1 protein-coding gene is annotated in these 1,360 nt (G+C 63.3%); it reads left to right on the forward strand.

The annotated features are described in order from the left end of the window. Nucleotides 1-151: 151 nt before the first annotated feature. Nucleotides 152-1,195 (forward strand): phosphotransferase, encoded by a 1,044-nt coding sequence (locus PMI38_RS21175; protein ID WP_008098586.1) that lies wholly within the window; start codon nt 152-154, stop codon nt 1,193-1,195. The last annotated feature ends 165 nt before the right edge of the window (nt 1,196-1,360 follow it).

Genomic DNA, 1,360 nt, shown 5'->3' on the forward strand with positions numbered 1-1,360 from the left:
ATGCGCCGCGCGGGCGGCGCTCGATCTCGACAACACCCCAAAAACCAAGACGAGCCACGCATTTTTTCATTGTGCCCCAGCCCCTTATCCCGCAGCATACTCGCCCTTCACAGCTACTAATGGACCTACGGCTGCTGCCTGACCGGATGTCATGACTGACCCTTCTCGCCCGCCCGCATCGAGCAAGACGCTCTTCCGCTGGCAACGGGCCCCTCTCGAAAACCACCTGCACGCGCTGATGCCCCAATGGGGCCAACACGCGCTGCACATCAGCTCCCAGGACCTGGCGTCGAACGCGTCGTTCGTCAACTACGTGCGCCATCATCGCCTGACCGATCCCTGCAGCGGGCAACCGGTGGAAGTGGTGGAAAAGTCGATTCGCAAGGTGGCCTTTTTCGGCAGCCAGGAAGCGCGCTTTCACCGCGCCGACGGCCTGCTCGCGGGCAGCACGCAGTTTCGCTACCCCGCCTGCCTGGGGGTGATCGAAACGCCTTGGGAAAGCCTGATCTTCACCGAGTTCGTGCGCGGCAAGCCACCCCGCATTCACGCCATCGCGCGGCAACTGGCCCTCGGCATCGCCGAACTGGAAAGCCTCAGTCACGCCTGGCTCAAGGCGCAGCCAGCGGGCAAGGCGCCGTTGTTGTGGAGCATGGACTTCTTCCGTCCGTGGTTCCTGCTACGCCCGCGCTTCAATTTCGCCCGCTGCCTGCCAGCACTGGCACAACTGGGGCGTGAGGATGCGCGCTTTGCCGGGCTGGCGGCGCGGTTCGAGGCATTCGTGCCGCTGATCCGCCAGCTGGCGAGCGCGGCACGGAAAAGCCCGCGGTGTATCAGCCATATGGATTACCTGCGCAAGAACCTGTTCGTCGACAAGGGGCAACTGCACCTGATCGACTGGAGCGAGGTGAAGGTCGGGCGGGTCGGGTTCGATGGCGGGGCGTACCTGGGTAGCCTGTTCCGGCGCAAGGACATGGCGGTGTTTCTGGCGGCGCAGCAGGAGTTTGTCGAGGCGTATCGCGGGGCGCTGGCGCCGGGCGTGGATGTGCAGCAGGCGCTGGGGAATTTGCGGTATGTGTTTCTGCTGACGGCCCTGTTCCATTGTCTGCGGCCGGAGACGGTCGAGGAGTATCGCGAGCGGGAGCGGATGGGGTTGTTGCGGGAGAAATATGATTATTTGCTGGGGTTGATGCAGTGAGGCGCTTTGCGGGGGCTCGCCTTGGTTTTTGTGTGGGGTTTTAGAACGAGCGCCGCCCGCGCGGCGCATCGCGAGCAAGCTCGCTCCTACATTTGTTGCAACGTGCCACGGTCTGTCAGGCCATAGTTGTCCGCTTTTTGGCGACCGCCGAAAAATCGTGTCGTA

It is taken from the genome of Pseudomonas sp. GM84 (assembly GCF_000282535.1).
GTDB lineage: Bacteria > Pseudomonadota > Gammaproteobacteria > Pseudomonadales > Pseudomonadaceae > Aquipseudomonas.